Here is a 14,964-nt window from a genome sequence, read left to right as displayed (position 1 = left end):
TGTGACAACTTTAAGACATTTTTAGTAGGAATTATGTGAAATGAATGACTTTAAAATGTATAATCGGGGTAGAGTTAAACATATCATGAAAGTTGGAGGGTGTTTTTAATGACGAAGAATAATGAAGTTATTGAAGTAACAAATCCAGCAACAGGCGAAGTAGTCGATACAGTCTTAAAAGGAGGCAAGAAAGAAGCAGTGGAAGCTGTTGATAAGGCATATCAAGCTTTTCAGGACTGGTCGAAGCAATCTGTCTATGAAAGAAGTGCTTTGTTGAATAAATGGTATGCACTTGTGGAAGAGCATGAAGCAGAGCTGGCCAGAATCATGACAATAGAGCAGGGAAAACCGTTGAAGGAAGCAACAGGTGAAATCCGGTATGCGAATAGCTTTATTTCCTGGTATGCAGAAGAAGGAAAAAGACTTTACGGTGAAACTATCCCGGCAACGGCAAGTGATAAACGCATCGTAGTTAGCCGGCAGCCGGTAGGGGTTATCGCAGCAATTACACCATGGAACTTCCCGGCAGCAATGATTACACGGAAAGTTGCTCCGGCATTAGCGTCCGGCTGTACAGCAGTAGTAAAACCAGCCAGTGCCACCCCTCTAACCGCTATCCGCCTGAGAGAGCTTGCGATAGAAGCAGGTATTCCAGAAGGTGTACTGCAAATCGTTACGGGAAGCTCAGGTGAAATCAGTGATGCATGGATGGCAGATGAGCGTGTTCGAAAAATATCGTTTACAGGTTCTACGGAGGTAGGAAAATCACTCATGCAAAAATCGGCGGAAACTGTGAAGAAACTCTCTCTGGAGCTTGGCGGTCATGCACCATTGATTGTTATGGGCGACGCGGATATTGAAAAAGCGGTAAACGGGGCGGTTGCTTCTAAATATCGCAATGCCGGGCAAACCTGTGTATGTGCCAATCGGATTTATGTTCACGAATCGATTGAACAAGAATTTGCCAAGGCATTTAAAGAAAAGGTTGCGCAGCTTAAGGTCGGAGACGGCTTAGAAGAAGGTGTGGATATTGGTCCTTTGATTGACAAATCTGCGGTTGAAAAAGTAAAACATCATATAGAGGATGCACTTGATAAAGGGGCAGAAAAGCTGTTAGGTAACGAAACAGAAAAGGAAGATTTATTTTTTAGTCCGACCATTTTAACCAATGTAAACGATGAAATGGTATGCATGCAGGAAGAAACCTTTGGACCATTAGCGCCAATTACGACATTTCAGACGAAGGAAGAAGTCGTTAAACGCGCGAATAATTCACCTTATGGATTAGCAGCCTATTTATTCACAGAAAACCTTACGACTGCAATTGAGGTCAGTGAACAGTTAGAGTATGGAATCGTCGGTATTAATGATGGTGCTCCATCAACAGCACAGGCCCCGTTCGGAGGGTTTAAAGAAAGCGGCCTTGGACGGGAAGGCGGCCATCACGGGATTGATGAGTATGTTGAAGTAAAATATTTATCGATTCAACTGTAATGATTTCAGACATATATTTATCTAAGTGTTTGCAATGAAAATAAGTATATGTCACATGTTTTACTCAAATATCCTGGGGCTGGGACAGCGGTTATTCGCCCCGCCGGAAATATTTATGGGAATACCCTTATGCGGAGAAAGGCGGAGCAGATAATCTGCTTGCCTTTTTCTGATGACATGTTTGAAGGAAACCTGTATACTACTTCTAGAGAGGTGCAGATGAATGGAATTTAATATTGGTCCCAGGATGTTAAAAACAGGGTTGGCAGTAACCTTAACGTTATTGATTACACGTATATTCGATATGGAATATGCCGTTATTGCAGCAATTGCATCTGTAATAGCAATGCAGCCGTCTATCATGCGATCATTTAATTATATTAAAGAAGTAGTTATTGCAAACTCTGTCGGTGCGACACTTGCCATATTGGGAGTATTTTTGCTTGGCAGCCATCCGATTTCGGTTGGAGCAGTAGTTATTTTATCGATTGCGATTAATATAAAACTGGGATTGACCAAAACAGTAAATTTAACCGTATTAACCATCGTCAGTATGATGGTGGCCAGTCAGGGCGATCATATTAATTTTGTATATATTTTATCTCGTGTATCACTTGTTGCAATCGGGGTGGTTTCCGCATTTATCGTGAATGTATTTGTTAATCCTCCGAATCATCAAAAGATTTTGTTTCAGATGATTAAGGAAGCCAGTGAAAGCTCTCATTTTCTTCTGCGTGTTATCCCGAGTAATACGATGAGTGTCCCGCAAATCAGGGACGAAGAAAGAAATGTCGAGAAACAAATTAATAAAATAAGAGATTATTTTGATATCATTACGGATGAGAAAAATAGACTGTTTATCCGGAAGCGCAGATCTTTTTTTCGCAGCATAGTCATTTATAAGCAAATGATACAGGTATTGCGAAAGAAGCATACGCTGATTGTAGAGCTGGAAAAAAATTTAAAAGAAATTGAACAAATGGCTGCCGGCAAGTCTTTCTTAATTAAAAAGCTGGTCAGTGAGATCAATAACTATAGTGAAAATGTCTTTCTTATGTATGAAGATCGCATCGTCCTGGACAGGGACCTGCAAAAAGAGACGAAAAATGCGATGAGCGTAACGATCAATAATTTAATTGATGCACTGCAAGGAACAGACTATGAAAAATGGCATTATGTTTTTCCTGTTGCGAATAGTATTGTCGAGCTTTTCTATGAATTGGATAAGTTAGAAAAGTATGTGCGTAAAAAAGGATTACATGAAGAAGAGGAATAAATGGAAGCAAAGGAGATTGTGGCAGCACAGTCTCCTTTGCTTTTTTGAAGAGTAAGAAAGTATAAAATGTTGAGGATAGCCGCTCCAACGGGTTTCATGGGGTGAGTAATCTTAGGCCCCAGAAATACACTACGCTTTCCGTGGGCCCCGAGCTCAGCCTCCTCGATAAAGGAGACTTAGCGATAGGCGCAGACAGAGCTAAAGTCGCTCTTATGCACCGAGGGTAAAAAAAGAAGAACACTTTTTTCCTGCGGGGTCTTCCCACTGGGACTGCGATTACTCGTCCCATCGAAAATCGTCGCAGCGGACATCTCTTCGGCGAGAACACTGATGTTTTAAAGAACAAGCGGTATTCTTGGTTTTTCTTATCAAGAGCCACATAAAACAGGTATAAAACCTCCCTTTTTTGCATATAGTAGTAATAGTATACAGAGAAAAGGGGAGGATGGAATTGGTCCGTTTTTTATCTCATCATGAATTAGAAAATTTATATTATATGTATGAAAAATATGAAAATGCGTATCAATCGCTGCTGGAAAGTAAACAGAAGCATATGCAGGAAGAAACACAAAAACAAATAGAAGAACAAATGGAGATTGTGAAGGAGCAGCAGCGCCAAATGCTTGCTTCATTAACATAAAACAGCGTGTAGACACGAATCTACACGCTGTTTTATTATTTTTTACGATGAAGATTTTCCTTAATATAGCCAATAAATTCGTTTGCTTTTTCTTCAGGGGCTTTCGTGAATATGCTGACACCGACAAATAACAAGGAGGAGAGAATCAGTCCCCATAAACCAGAAGCCATTCCTAGCGGCTTTGTCTGCAGCAGTTCTAATATCAGAACAGCGGCGCCGGGAATAATGGTGCTTGCCAATACAGCAGCGGCGGTGCCTCTTTTCCAAAAGAAAGCGCCGATAATTGTCGGGACAACAACAATTAAGCCGGCAGAAGAAGCAACGGACAGAACGGCGATTAAATCTAATTGTAATTCTGCAAATAAGTAAGCCAGCAGAGCAATAACAGGTATAATAAATTTCCCGATGCGAAGCTGGACCTGATCTGTCGACCCTTTGCGAATATTTCCGTAAACATCCTTCGCGAACATCGAGGATAACGTAAGCAGAATCGAGTCTATCGTCGAAACAGCAGCAGCAATAATACCTACCATGACAATAACAGCTAAAACAGAAGGTACAGCTGATGAGGTCAGTACAACGGGTGTAGCTAAATCAGCGTTGCCTAGACCAGGTTCTAATAAGAAAGCGGAATACCCCCAAAATATAGATACCAGTGTATAGATACAGCCAAAAACCATAAAGCCTAATAACATACGCCGCATGCTTTTCAATGAAGCTGGCATAAACAGACGCTGACTGACCTGCGGATTTGAAATACTAAAGAAAAACCAGGGAATGGTTAACCCGATAAATGTTAAGAAGCTGAAATAGCCATTGCCAGGCACCGTCAGCATTTCTGGATGATTACCTTCCAGCTGCTGAAAGAAGCCCGAAAATCCGCCGAGTCCGCGGATTAAAAAGAGTACAACTAAGGTTGAACCAATAATCATAAATAAGGACTGCAGCGAATCTGTCCAGGCTACAGAGCGTATGCCGGCTATGTAAGCAAAAAAGAGTGCTAAAACAACAGCGATAATAACGCCGGTGCTGAAAGAGATTTGCTGGTTTGATACGCCCTGCAGCAGATATCCTACTCCAGCTAACTGTACCGCGCTGTAGGGTATTAAAAAGAGACAGTTGCTGACGGCAATCGCAATGGCAGAAGCTCTGCTTTGATAACGGTCGCCAATCATTTGAGATGGTGTAATATAACCATATTTTTTTCCGACAATCCAAAAACGGGGGCCAAAAAATGCAATTAACGACACGCCCATTAAATAAATCAGTTCAAAACCAAGCGCGCCAACTCCGCCGCGATAGGTAAGACCTGCTAAGCCGACCAGCATAAATGCGCTGTATGTTGTAGCGCTGTAGCTTAATGCGGAAACAAAACCGCCCAGCTTACGATCGCCAAGAAAATAAGCGCCCATATTTGTCTGTTTGCCAGTTCGCGATAAAAAAGCGATAAAAAGAGAGATAACAATATAAATTCCTAATCCCCACCAAATCAGTGATACATTCATTCTTCATTGCTCCAATCTTTTGTTAGTATGGCATTAAGCCCGATGACGATGAAAGTTAAGATCATCCAGAACAGAAAGCTCCCATACCATTTTTCAACATGACTTAAAAGTGCAAAAGGGATGATAAAAGCGGCAAGAACGATAATGCCGATAATAATTGCTGCGTTTTTTTCCTTCATAAGCCTGCCTCCATATATTTTAATGTGATATAATTCACAATATAAAGAATGTGAATTCGCTAACAATCATAGCAGATTGTTCATAAATTTGCCACATTATTTAAGACGCAAATAATAACCTGTTTTTGGAAACGGTTGCAGAGAGGCGTTTTATCAGCTAAACTTAAGAAAAAGGAGGGAAAAGATGGAAACCTTACAGATTGGCAGTGCGAAACTTACCTGGCTAAATGGAGGCGTTACCCATTTGGACGGAGGCTCGATGTTTGGTGTCGTTCCCAAGGCATTATGGGCGAAAAAATACCCGCATAACGATAAAAATCAAATTGAGCTTCGAACAGACCCGATTTTAATTGAATTAGATGGGAAAAATTTACTTATTGATACAGGAATCGGATTAAATAAACTATCTGATAAACAAAAAAGGAATTTCGGAGTATTGGAAGAAACAAATATAGAAGCATCCTTATCCGAATTAGGGCTTACAGTGAACGATATTGATATCGTATTAATGACACATCTTCATTATGATCATGCGAACGGTTTAACAAAACTAGTTGGTGAGGAGGAATACGAATCGGTCTTTAAAAATGCAAAAATTTTTGTTTCCCAAATAGAATGGAATGAGATGCAGCATCCGAATATCCGTTCAATAAATACATACTGGGAGAAGAATTGGAGGCCGGTAGTTGATCAGGTTTATCCGTTTCGGGAAAAAATCGAGGTATTGCCGGGTTTAACAATGATTCATACCGGCGGCCATAGTGAGGGGCATGCTATCATTCGTTTTCGGGAAGGAGAGCAAGGCTTCATACATATGGCAGATATTATGCCGACACATGCACATCAAAATAAATTATGGGCGCTTGCATATGATGATTATCCAGTTCAATCTGTATTGCAAAAAGAATATTGGATGGAAGCGGGATATAAGGAAAAGGTCTGGTTTACGTTTTATCATGATGCTTATTACCGGGCAGTCAGGTTTAATGAGGCTGGAGAGAAAATAGATCACGTGGAGCGGCTGCGCTATTCTTATAATTAAGAAAAAGCAGCCTTCTCCAAAAAGGAAGGCTGCTTATTAACAAAGTATATTATACTGCTGCTTCTGTATCTATAACAGCACCAGTTTCTATGTCTACATAGAAATCATATTGTTTATTCGTACCATCGATATTTCTAGTTACACCACCGCGGTATACATCATAAAGCAGGCCGTTTCTTTCTAATTCTTCCGGTTTCATATAAATCCAGGATCCGCTGATAGGGCCTTGGCGTTTGAACATTTCTTTGGCATGATTCAATGCTTTTTCAGGAGTAACTTTCATTTGATTGTTAACCTGTTGACGTGCGATATAACCGATTGCAATACCAAATGCAGCTGCAAGTAATACCTTTCTTTTGCTCAATTTATTCACCTCTGTTTAGTAAGATTCAATGTCTGCTTTGTTTGTAGTATATCGCATACGGTGAGAGAAATACAAATAATTGAACACCGGTACTGGAAAGGATTGGGCTTTTTCGGGTATACTTGCAATATTGAAGATCTATTTTTACGGATATACTAACTGTATATAGGAGGCTTTACATGAATAAAGAAACACTGGCATTATTTAAGAATTTAACGGAATTACAGGGAGCTTCAGGGAATGAGCATGCCGTTCGACAATTTATGAAAAAGGAATTGGAGAAATATTCGGATGAAACCATTCAGGATAATCTGGGGGGCGTATTTGGAGTAAAGCACGGTAAAGGACCTACTGTCATGGTGGCTGGACATATGGATGAGGTCGGCTTTATGGTGACACAAGTTACCGATAATGGCATGCTCCGTTTTCAGACCTTAGGCGGCTGGTGGAGCCAGGTTATGCTGGCTCAGCGTGTTCAGGTAATGACAAAAAATGGACCGGTTACGGGAGTGATTGCTTCTGTTCCGCCGCATTTATTAACCGAAGCACAGCGCAGCAAACCGATGGAAATAAAAAATATGCTGATTGATATTGGGGCGGATGATAAAGAGGATGTCGCAAATATCGGCGTTCGTCCGGGAGATACCATTGTTCCGATTACACCGTTTGAACCGATGGCCAACGAGAAAAAGATCTTGGCAAAAGCTTGGGATAACCGCTACGGCTGCGGGCTGGCTATCGAGCTTTTAAAAGAACTGCAAGGGGAAACCCTTCCAAATCAGCTTTATTCTGGTGCGACGGTACAGGAAGAAGTAGGGTTACGCGGAGCACAGGTAGCGGCTAATATGATCAAACCGGATATTTTTTACGCATTAGACGCTTCACCGGCTAATGATGCTTCAGGGGATAAAAAGGCATTTGGTCAGCTGGGAAAAGGAGCTTTGCTGCGTATTTTTGACCGCACAATGATTACGCATAAAGGCATGCGCGAATTTGTTCTGGACACAGCGGAATCAAATGATATTCCGTATCAATACTTTGTTTCTCCAGGCGGTACAGATGCAGGACGTGTCCATATAACAGGTGACGGTGTTCCTTCTGCGGTTGTAGGGATATGCTCCAGATATGTTCATACATCCGCATCGATTATTCATGTGGATGATTATGCCGCAGCAAAAGAATTAATTACAAAACTTGTCAAAACAACAGATGAAACAGTTGTTTCCGCATTGCATCAGGGATAATGAAATGCAGAAAACAGTTATTATCGGCTCGAAAAACCCAACTAAAACCCAGGCTGTCCGAAATGTTTTTCCGGAATGGGAGCTAAGCTCGCTGGAAGTCCCGTCTAAAGTGTCTGCCCAGCCTTTTTCAGATGAGGAGACGCGGATTGGCGCGGTGAATCGTGCGAAGGCATGTGCTGCAGGAAGTGCTGATGCCATTGGAATTGGCTTAGAAGGAGGCGTCATGTATGTGGACGATACATTATTTCTTTGTAACTGGGGAGCGCTGGCTGCAGCGGATGGCACATTATATACTGCCAGTGGTGCAAGGATTGCCCTCCCAAAAGAAATTGAGAAGGCACTTAAAACAGCCGGGGAATTAAGTATGGTGATGGATGTCTATACCAAGAAAGAAAACGTCCGCAGCCATGAAGGAGCTATTGGTATCTTTACGAATAACCTGATATCAAGAGAAAGCATGTTTACACATGTTGTACAGCTTTTGAAAGGACAGTATGATTTTGCGGGGCAAAAATAGAGGAAGGACTGCTGCATAATCAGGTAACTGATTGCGCAGCAGTTTTTTTCATACATAGAACGAAACTGTTAAGGACCTGTCCCCTGGTGTTCGTTTTAGTTGCATTGAATTCGTAATCGGTTTTTATGACAGTGTAACTGACTGTAAAAAGATCTGCTGAATGAAGTTTTGTTTTATATGAGTGGGGTGGAGTTCATATTATACTTAAGTAAAGGGGGCAATTTGGGATATGAAAATGCTTAAATTCATAAAGAAAGATCGAAAACGCAAAAGAAAATTTACTGTTATCAATGTGGGGGATGTAATTCAATTTAAAGGAGGAAAGGGATATAAAGTAAAAAAAGTTCATAAAGCAAATGGGAAATATCATTTATATAATATCTATTTAGAACCCTATGGTACGTGGTTTCCACTTTCCTTGCCTGGAGATAATTCACAAGATAAAGAAATATGGGTGCATATACGATATTTTAACTATGACATGGAACAACGTACTGGCTCGATACAATCCGTTTATCAGACAGAAGAATCACAGGAACCGGATTTTTATCGCCTTTCCGTAGAAGAAGCACATAAGCTAGCGCTTCAATATAATCAAAACAAAAAAGCTTAAAATGAAATAATGAATTATAAATGGTTTTGAAATCGTTATTTAAAAGAACTTTCTTGTTATATAAACTCACATAAGATTAATCTAACGCAGCAAGAAAATCATTTGGTCTTTAAAATACTGGTATTCTCGCCGAGCAGATTTCTGCTACGGAAATCGGAGTATATTTCATGGGATTGCGATTACTCAACCCGTGAAACCCGTTGGAGCGGTTATCCTCAACATTTTATACTGCCTTACTCTTCAAAAAAAGCTGTCGTCAAATGCAAATTTGCATTTGACGACAGTTCCTTGAAGCAATCATTATTCGTAGATATACCCGATAACATCTAATGCTTGTTCCACGTTTTCCACTGTAATATTTGCTTTGTTGGAAAGTTCTTTTAAAGGATGAATTAATTTTTCCGGACGAATAATAATCGTCGGTTTTCCTAAAGCTATGGCTGTACTTGCATCCATCGCTGTATTCCATTGTTTATATTCTTCCCCGAATAAAGCAATCACAATATCTGATTTCTGCATTAATACCTGTGTCCGAAAATTATTAACACTGGAAGCAGCGTCATCACGATAGAAATTGCCGGGCTGTTTTCCTAAGATTGCTTCTCCAATATCATCTGAACGGTCATGGTTTGTCTGCGGAGATACAAATGTCAGCGGCAGCTTTTTTTCTTCCGCAAGCTTTTTAACATCTTCTCTCCAATTATCGTGAATTTGTCCAGCAAGATAAACTGTTAAATTCATTCCAATCCCTCCCAATCAATGGTATCTTTAATAGTAAATGTTTTTCCTAAACTTGTTAAGTTATTTGATTATTGTATAGAAATGGTTTATAGCCACCGCCTGGATTTCATGGGGGTGAGTACTCACCAATGTTGTCAGGTTAATGCGGCCGCTGCGGAAAAACACTACGCTTTCCATGGGCTTGCGCTCAGCCTCCTTTAAAGAAGACTTGCTTATTGGCAAGCCGTCAGGCGCAGACAGAAGCATAGTCGCACTTATGCCCCGCGGGTAGAAAAAAAGAAGTTCGCTTTTTTTCTGTGGGGTCTTCACACTGGGACTGCGATTACTCGCCCCACCGAAAACCATTGCGCTTTCCCATAGGAGTCTACGTGTTTTTCCTCGGCTAGTTAGGTTTTAGTACTATCTGTACAATATTTAAGACAATTCACTAACCTGACAACATTGGAGTACTCACCCCGCCATAACCCGTCGCAGCGGGTATCTCTCTGGCAAAAACACCGATATTTAAAGACCAAGTGATGTTATTGTTTTATCTTATTTGAAAAATGAACGATAAAAATCAAAATTCAAATAATATGGAAACAAGGTAACATAATTGAAAGAATATGTGTGGCAAGCTATGATAGGAGAAAAGAAAGGATGTATAAAAATGAAAGAATTACAAAATACAGAGGAATTTAATACGTATATTCAAGAAGGCCCGGTTGTCTTTTTATTTACGGCAGGATGGTGCCCGGATTGCCGTGTGATAGAACCGATTTTGCCGGAAATTGAAGCGGCTTATTCGCAATTTCAATTTGTAGAAGTAAACCGGGACAACTTTATCGAGCTCTGCCAGGAATATGATATCTATGGTATTCCTAGCTTTCTGGCGTTTGAAAAAGGGGAAGAGCTGGGCAGATTTGTGAGTAAAGACCGGAAAACACAAGAAGAAATCGAATCCTTTTTAGACGGGCTTGCTAAATAGGTAAGGAGGCATTTGCATGGCAAAAATGACAAGCATTAAGATGAAACGCCTGTTGGAGGATGAACTGAAGAATCCTGATTATCGAGTGACCTACAAGCGTGACGACGATGCTGTACGAATTGAATGGAAGGACACGAACGAAGGCATGACGGTGTCTTTGCCTAATTTAATTGCTAAATATAATGATCGGGGGAGGGAAGCTCTTGATGAAATTGTGGAGCATGTTAATGAAGCGTTAAAAATCATGAATCAGACGCAGCATCTAAAAGGAATGGAAAAGCAGATTTTTCCGGTGCTCCGCTCTCCCTCTTTCCCAACAGAAACAAAGGCAAAGAAAAAGTTGATTTATAAAGATCATACTGCAGAAACCCGCGTTTTCTATGCACTTGATTTAGGAAAGTCCTATCGATTGATTGATGAAGAATTATTGGAGGAAGAGGGCTGGTCTAAGGAGAGATTAGACGAAATAGCATCTTTCAATATCCGTTCTTTATCTTATCAGCCGAAAGCAGATCAAGTTGCAGGCAATGATTTTTATTTCTTGGCAACACAGGATGGTTATGATGCAAGCCGTATTCTGAACGAAGCCTTTTTAGAAGAAATGCTTGCCAATGCAAAAGGGGAATTAACTGTTGCTGTTCCGCATCAGGATGTGCTTATTTTAGGGGATATCCAAAATAAATCAGGATATGATATTTTAGCGCAAATGACAATGAAATTTTTTGCAGATGGCAGAATACCCATTACTTCTTTGCCATTTGTTTATGAAAACAAAAAATTAAAGCCGGTATTTATATTGGCAAAAAATCGACCTGAGAAAAATGAGGAGTGAACGAGATGGATGTTTTTTATAACCGTCAAGGAATTGGAGATGTATTGATTCTTCCTATTAAGGAAGGAGACCGCTATGAATTAAAGCAAGAAACGAATGGTGATATCACTAAAATAACATCAGCTGATGGAGAAGTGCTTGGCTACAATATTTTTCATGCTTCCACCTATTTTCAATTAGATGAAAAAAACGGTGCAATTCCTTTAACAGAAAGTCTATTAGCAGAAATTCGTACTCTTTTCCAGAAAAAAGGAATAGATGACCCCCTTGAATTTGATTTGAGTCCGAAATTTGTAGTAGGATTTGTAAAGTCAAAACAGGCCCATGAAAATGCGGATAAATTAAGTGTATGTCAAATTGATGTTGGAGAAGAAACCTTGCAAATTGTTTGCGGTGCTCCAAATATCGATGAAGGTCAAAAGGTCGTTGTAGCGAAAGTAGGAGCAACGATGCCGTCCGGAATGAAAATTAAAGCATCTGAATTAAGAGGTGTACCTTCTCACGGAATGGTTTGTTCTCAAAAAGAACTGGGCTTGCCTGATGCGCCGAAGGAAAAAGGCATTTATGTACTGGATGATACGTATCAAATTGGCGAAGAATTTCCATTTTAACTTTCAAATCCCTTGTGTGAGCAGGGGATTTTTTAACAGGAAATGAAATCGAAAAAATTATTGCAGTAATCATGTAAATCCCTTTGAAAAACTGCTAAAATGAACAGTATGAACAATTAAGGAAATGAGTGAATGCATATGTGGTGGGAGCAATGGAAAGAACGGCTCAAAAACATATTTACAAAAGAAGTGGAAATAGAAGTAGAGGAATTTGTTGAGGTTGAACAGGAAGAAACTGATAAACAACCAAATATACAGACAAAAATGACATACCATTATCCTTCCGGGCGATCATTTAAGTTTCCGGTGATTCCAGATACTGTTGATCAAAAAAAAGAAACGACTGTTGACAAGCAACCTAGTTATAAAAGAAGAAATCAAGATATTGCACAAGAAAGAAGAGAGAGACGGACACACAGAGAAAATAATCAAAGAAAAGAAACAACTGCGGACAAAAAGCCGGAAAATCATCGCCCGCTGCCGAACCGAAGCAGAAAAGAAGCTTCGTATCCTGCACGTACTTCGCGCAGTACTAAGCAAGCGGAAAATAACCCGGGAAGAAAAGTATATAAGAAAAACCCGGATGTTCCTTTCCAGCCGACAGAGGTGCCTTCTCCGATTTATGGCTTTCAGTCGAGAGAATCTAAGCTGATTCATGAAATACCAGCGTATCAGAGAAAGGAATCCAAACTTCAAAAAGAGGATGAAGCAGCGAGTAGCTTAGAAGATACGATGATGTCAACTGAATCATTGTTAAGGAAAAAGGAAGGACTGCCGACAATAGATACAGGACACCACTCGGATAGAAAAGAAGCTGATATCTTTGAAACAGCGGATACGTCGGATAAGCAGCAAGATACTTTTTCAGAAGATATGATATTAGAACAAACGCATGAAGTACAGCAGGAAATCAGCAGTACGGCGGAGACGCTGGAGACGGAGGAAGACGAGGTTCAAGAAACACCTCCGGAGCCGGAAGAGCCTAAAACTGAAACTGAAACCCATGTTACTTCTCAAAAAAGAAACCCGATTCATACAACAGACCAGATGCCAAGTCAGAATAAGGACAGGTCAAGCCAGGCTTCAACTGCTTTTAATGTAATGATGACTCCGCGGGATAAGAAAAATTTGCAGGAGCAGCGAAAACGGGAGGAAACTTTCCAGCGATTGCAGCAAGCACATGAAAGACGCGAGGACGAGCTGCGCAAGGCAGAGGGAAAATTAGGAGAAACCCATGCAGCAAATCAAGATTCCGAAAGCAGGGCTTCAACTGTGAATACAGTACCTGCACCTGCCCCTGCACGGAGCGAACCTGAACCGAGAGAGGTTCCTTTGCACTTGTTAAACGATCCGGCAGCCAAATCAACCGAAGAGGATGAAGAATGGCTGATAGAACAGCAAGATTTGCTGGAAGAGACATTGAAGCATTTTCAAGTCAAAGCAAAAGTTGTAAAGGCAACACAGGGACCATCTGTTACACGCTTTGAGGTGCATCCTGAGATGGGTGTTAAGGTTAGCAAGATTAAAAACTTAGCCGATGATTTAAAACTGAATATGTCAGCGAAGGATATTCGTATTGAGGCACCTATTCCGGGTAAAAATACAGTAGGCATCGAGGTTCCTAATCTTCACCCGGAAATGGTGGGGATTCAGCGTATTATTGAATCGGATGATTTTAAAGATAATAAGTCCCCTTTAAGTGTAGCGCTGGGACTGACTATTGAAGGAATGCCCAAAGTAATTGATATTAATAAAATGCCGCATGGTTTGATTGCCGGGGCTACCGGTTCGGGGAAAAGTGTCTGTATCAACACTATTCTTGTCAGCTTAATTTATAATGCCAGTCATGAGGATGTGCGGATTCTGTTAATCGACCCTAAAATGGTTGAACTTGCTCCATATAATGGTATCCCGCACCTTGTTTCTCCTGTCATCACAGATGTTAAAGCTGCTACACAGAGTCTGAAATGGGCTGTGGCAGAGATGGAGGATCGCTATGACCGTTTTGTAAATGAAGGTGTCAGAGATATAAGCAGGTATAATCAAAAAATGCTGCGAGAAGGAAAAGCAGATCGAAAGATGCCGTTTATCGTGATTGTTATTGATGAATTAGCTGATTTAATGATGATGTCTCCGCAAGATGTAGAGGACGCCATCAGCAGAATTGCGCAAAAAGCAAGAGCGTGCGGTATTCATCTTCTGCTTGCAACGCAGCGTCCATCTGTGGATGTTATTACTGGCCTGATCAAAGCAAATATTCCTACAAGAATTGCTTTTAGCGTATCTTCCCAAGTGGATTCACGGACAATTATTGATTCCAGCGGTGCGGAAAAGTTACTTGGAAAAGGGGATATGCTTCTGATTGAGAACGGCGCAGGGAAAAGTGTTCGTTTACAAGGGCCATTTGTGTCTGATGAGGAAATTGAACGAGTAGCAAATTATGCAAAATCAATGGCTGAACCGCAATATCTATTTGAACAGGAAGATTTATTAGAACAAGTACAGATAGACGAAGAGGAAGATGATCTCTTGGAAGATGCGATTGAATTTGTATTAAATCAAAATAGTGCAAGCACATCTTCCCTGCAAAGGCATTTTAAAATAGGATATAACCGTGCTGCGAGATTAATTGATTCTCTGGAACAGCGGGGAATTATCTCAGGGCAAAATGGCAGCCGTGCGCGAGAGGTCTTGATTACAAAAGCGCAGAGAGACAGTATGTAAACTGTCTCTCATTTTTTGGCGGTGAAAATACGATTACTTTTTAATAAACTAGCTCACACTTTGTTTGTTATAAAAGGCTTGCCGGATGCCGTTTCTCCGCATATCAAAAATAAGGACAACTAAAAAAGTTGCTATAATTCCGGAAAGTTACTAAAATATAAAGGAAGCTTTTCAAGAGAGAGAAAGAAAATATAAGGCAAAAGCACATATTATTC

The 14,964-nt window shown here is 40.6% G+C and carries 15 protein-coding genes; 11 read left to right on the top strand and 4 right to left on the bottom strand.

Annotation, left to right across the window (positions count from 1 at the left end; genetic code table 11):
• Window positions 1–108: 108 nt before the first annotated feature.
• The 3 genes from MKX55_RS16345 (at window position 109) to MKX55_RS16335 (ending at window position 3,410) form a co-directional block, all read left to right on the top strand.
• On the top strand, window positions 109–1,494 hold the full coding sequence (locus tag MKX55_RS16345; RefSeq protein ID WP_339233523.1) for an NAD-dependent succinate-semialdehyde dehydrogenase: 1,386 nt from the start codon (window positions 109–111) through the stop codon (window positions 1,492–1,494).
• A 223-nt stretch (window positions 1,495–1,717) separates the two neighbouring features.
• A complete protein-coding gene (locus MKX55_RS16340) occupies window positions 1,718–2,770 on the top strand; it encodes an aromatic acid exporter family protein (RefSeq protein WP_042535529.1) in 1,053 nt (350 codons plus the stop codon).
• A gap of 451 nt (window positions 2,771–3,221) precedes the next feature.
• Complete coding sequence (locus tag MKX55_RS16335) at window positions 3,222–3,410, top strand: hypothetical protein (RefSeq protein WP_339178742.1); 189 nt, start codon at window positions 3,222–3,224, stop codon at window positions 3,408–3,410.
• Between the two features lie 35 nt (window positions 3,411–3,445).
• Here MKX55_RS16335 and MKX55_RS16330 read toward each other — a convergent pair whose 3' ends face one another.
• Together MKX55_RS16330 and MKX55_RS16325 are read right to left on the bottom strand one after the other, a co-directional pair.
• Window positions 3,446–4,915 carry a sodium:solute symporter family protein gene (locus MKX55_RS16330; RefSeq protein WP_339233522.1) on the bottom strand — a complete coding sequence of 490 codons (1,470 nt, stop codon included), beginning with the start codon at window positions 4,913–4,915 and terminating at the stop codon, window positions 3,446–3,448.
• Window positions 4,912–5,094: a hypothetical protein gene (locus tag MKX55_RS16325; protein WP_339178738.1), complete on the bottom strand. Its 183-nt coding sequence runs from the start codon at window positions 5,092–5,094 to the stop codon at window positions 4,912–4,914. The genes MKX55_RS16330 and MKX55_RS16325 overlap by 4 nt, the downstream gene beginning before the upstream one ends.
• Window positions 5,095–5,278: 184 nt before the next feature.
• Between MKX55_RS16325 and MKX55_RS16320 the strand changes: the two genes are divergently transcribed.
• A complete protein-coding gene (locus MKX55_RS16320; RefSeq protein ID WP_339233520.1) occupies window positions 5,279–6,136 on the top strand; it encodes an MBL fold metallo-hydrolase in 858 nt (285 codons plus the stop codon).
• A 49-nt stretch (window positions 6,137–6,185) separates the two neighbouring features.
• Here the strand turns inward: MKX55_RS16320 and MKX55_RS16315 are convergent, their stop codons facing one another.
• Window positions 6,186–6,500, bottom strand: a complete 315-nt coding sequence (locus MKX55_RS16315) for a PepSY domain-containing protein (protein WP_042535520.1) — start codon at window positions 6,498–6,500, stop codon at window positions 6,186–6,188.
• Between the two features lie 179 nt (window positions 6,501–6,679).
• Here MKX55_RS16315 and MKX55_RS16310 point away from each other — a divergent pair, with 179 nt between their 5' ends.
• The 3 genes from MKX55_RS16310 to MKX55_RS16300 all read left to right on the top strand — a co-directional run bounded on the left by MKX55_RS16310 (window position 6,680) and on the right by MKX55_RS16300 (window position 8,874).
• The gene (locus MKX55_RS16310) at window positions 6,680–7,744 is read left to right on the top strand and encodes a M42 family metallopeptidase (RefSeq protein ID WP_339233518.1); all 1,065 of its coding nucleotides are present in this window, start codon (window positions 6,680–6,682) and stop codon (window positions 7,742–7,744) included.
• Window positions 7,745–7,748: 4 nt separating this feature from the next.
• Window positions 7,749–8,261, top strand: coding sequence for a DUF84 family protein (locus MKX55_RS16305; protein WP_339233517.1), 513 nt, complete (start codon window positions 7,749–7,751; stop codon window positions 8,259–8,261).
• 229 nt (window positions 8,262–8,490) lie between these two features.
• On the top strand, window positions 8,491–8,874 hold the full coding sequence (locus MKX55_RS16300; protein WP_339233516.1) for a hypothetical protein: 384 nt from the start codon (window positions 8,491–8,493) through the stop codon (window positions 8,872–8,874).
• A gap of 300 nt (window positions 8,875–9,174) precedes the next feature.
• Here MKX55_RS16300 and MKX55_RS16295 read toward each other — a convergent pair whose 3' ends face one another.
• On the bottom strand, window positions 9,175–9,615 hold the full coding sequence (locus MKX55_RS16295; protein WP_339233514.1) for a YtoQ family protein: 441 nt from the start codon (window positions 9,613–9,615) through the stop codon (window positions 9,175–9,177).
• A 649-nt stretch (window positions 9,616–10,264) separates the two neighbouring features.
• Between MKX55_RS16295 and MKX55_RS16290 the strand changes: the two genes are divergently transcribed.
• The 4 genes from MKX55_RS16290 to MKX55_RS16275 all read left to right on the top strand — a co-directional run bounded on the left by MKX55_RS16290 (window position 10,265) and on the right by MKX55_RS16275 (window position 14,749).
• Entirely contained in the window at window positions 10,265–10,582 is a 318-nt protein-coding gene (locus MKX55_RS16290) for a thioredoxin family protein (RefSeq protein WP_339178723.1), read from the top strand.
• 16 nt (window positions 10,583–10,598) lie between these two features.
• The gene (locus tag MKX55_RS16285) at window positions 10,599–11,414 is read left to right on the top strand and encodes a DUF1444 domain-containing protein (protein WP_339233513.1); all 816 of its coding nucleotides are present in this window, start codon (window positions 10,599–10,601) and stop codon (window positions 11,412–11,414) included.
• A gap of 5 nt (window positions 11,415–11,419) precedes the next feature.
• Window positions 11,420–12,025, top strand: coding sequence for a YtpR family tRNA-binding protein (gene ytpR / locus MKX55_RS16280; RefSeq protein ID WP_339233511.1), 606 nt, complete (start codon window positions 11,420–11,422; stop codon window positions 12,023–12,025).
• Between the two features lie 132 nt (window positions 12,026–12,157).
• Window positions 12,158–14,749: a DNA translocase FtsK gene (locus MKX55_RS16275; RefSeq protein WP_339233509.1), complete on the top strand. Its 2,592-nt coding sequence runs from the start codon at window positions 12,158–12,160 to the stop codon at window positions 14,747–14,749.
• The last annotated feature ends 215 nt before the right edge of the window (window positions 14,750–14,964 follow it).

This window comes from Oceanobacillus sp. FSL W7-1281 (assembly GCF_037969835.1).
GTDB lineage: Bacteria > Bacillota > Bacilli > Bacillales > Amphibacillaceae > Oceanobacillus > Oceanobacillus oncorhynchi.
The sequence above is the reverse complement of the archived record's forward strand: the minus strand, read 5'-3'. Positions and strand labels throughout refer to the sequence as shown.

Bases quoted from the DNA above. Each gene is read 5' to 3' on its own strand.
- MKX55_RS16345 (WP_339233523.1), top strand. From the start codon at position 109: ATGACGAAGAATAATGAAGTTATTGAAGTAACAAATCCAGCAACAGGC.
- MKX55_RS16340 (WP_042535529.1), top strand. From the start codon at position 1,718: ATGGAATTTAATATTGGTCCCAGGATGTTAAAAACAGGGTTGGCAGTA.
- MKX55_RS16330 (WP_339233522.1), bottom strand. From the start codon at position 4,915: ATGAATGTATCACTGATTTGGTGGGGATTAGGAATTTATATTGTTATC.
- MKX55_RS16325 (WP_339178738.1), bottom strand. From the start codon at position 5,094: ATGAAGGAAAAAAACGCAGCAATTATTATCGGCATTATCGTTCTTGCC.
- MKX55_RS16320 (WP_339233520.1), top strand. From the start codon at position 5,279: ATGGAAACCTTACAGATTGGCAGTGCGAAACTTACCTGGCTAAATGGA.
- MKX55_RS16310 (WP_339233518.1), top strand. From the start codon at position 6,680: ATGAATAAAGAAACACTGGCATTATTTAAGAATTTAACGGAATTACAG.
- MKX55_RS16305 (WP_339233517.1), top strand. From the start codon at position 7,749: ATGCAGAAAACAGTTATTATCGGCTCGAAAAACCCAACTAAAACCCAG.
- MKX55_RS16300 (WP_339233516.1), top strand. From the start codon at position 8,491: ATGAAAATGCTTAAATTCATAAAGAAAGATCGAAAACGCAAAAGAAAA.
- MKX55_RS16295 (WP_339233514.1), bottom strand. From the start codon at position 9,615: ATGAATTTAACAGTTTATCTTGCTGGACAAATTCACGATAATTGGAGA.
- MKX55_RS16290 (WP_339178723.1), top strand. From the start codon at position 10,265: ATGAAAGAATTACAAAATACAGAGGAATTTAATACGTATATTCAAGAA.
- MKX55_RS16285 (WP_339233513.1), top strand. From the start codon at position 10,599: ATGGCAAAAATGACAAGCATTAAGATGAAACGCCTGTTGGAGGATGAA.
- ytpR (WP_339233511.1), top strand. From the start codon at position 11,420: ATGGATGTTTTTTATAACCGTCAAGGAATTGGAGATGTATTGATTCTT.
- MKX55_RS16275 (WP_339233509.1), top strand. From the start codon at position 12,158: ATGCATATGTGGTGGGAGCAATGGAAAGAACGGCTCAAAAACATATTT.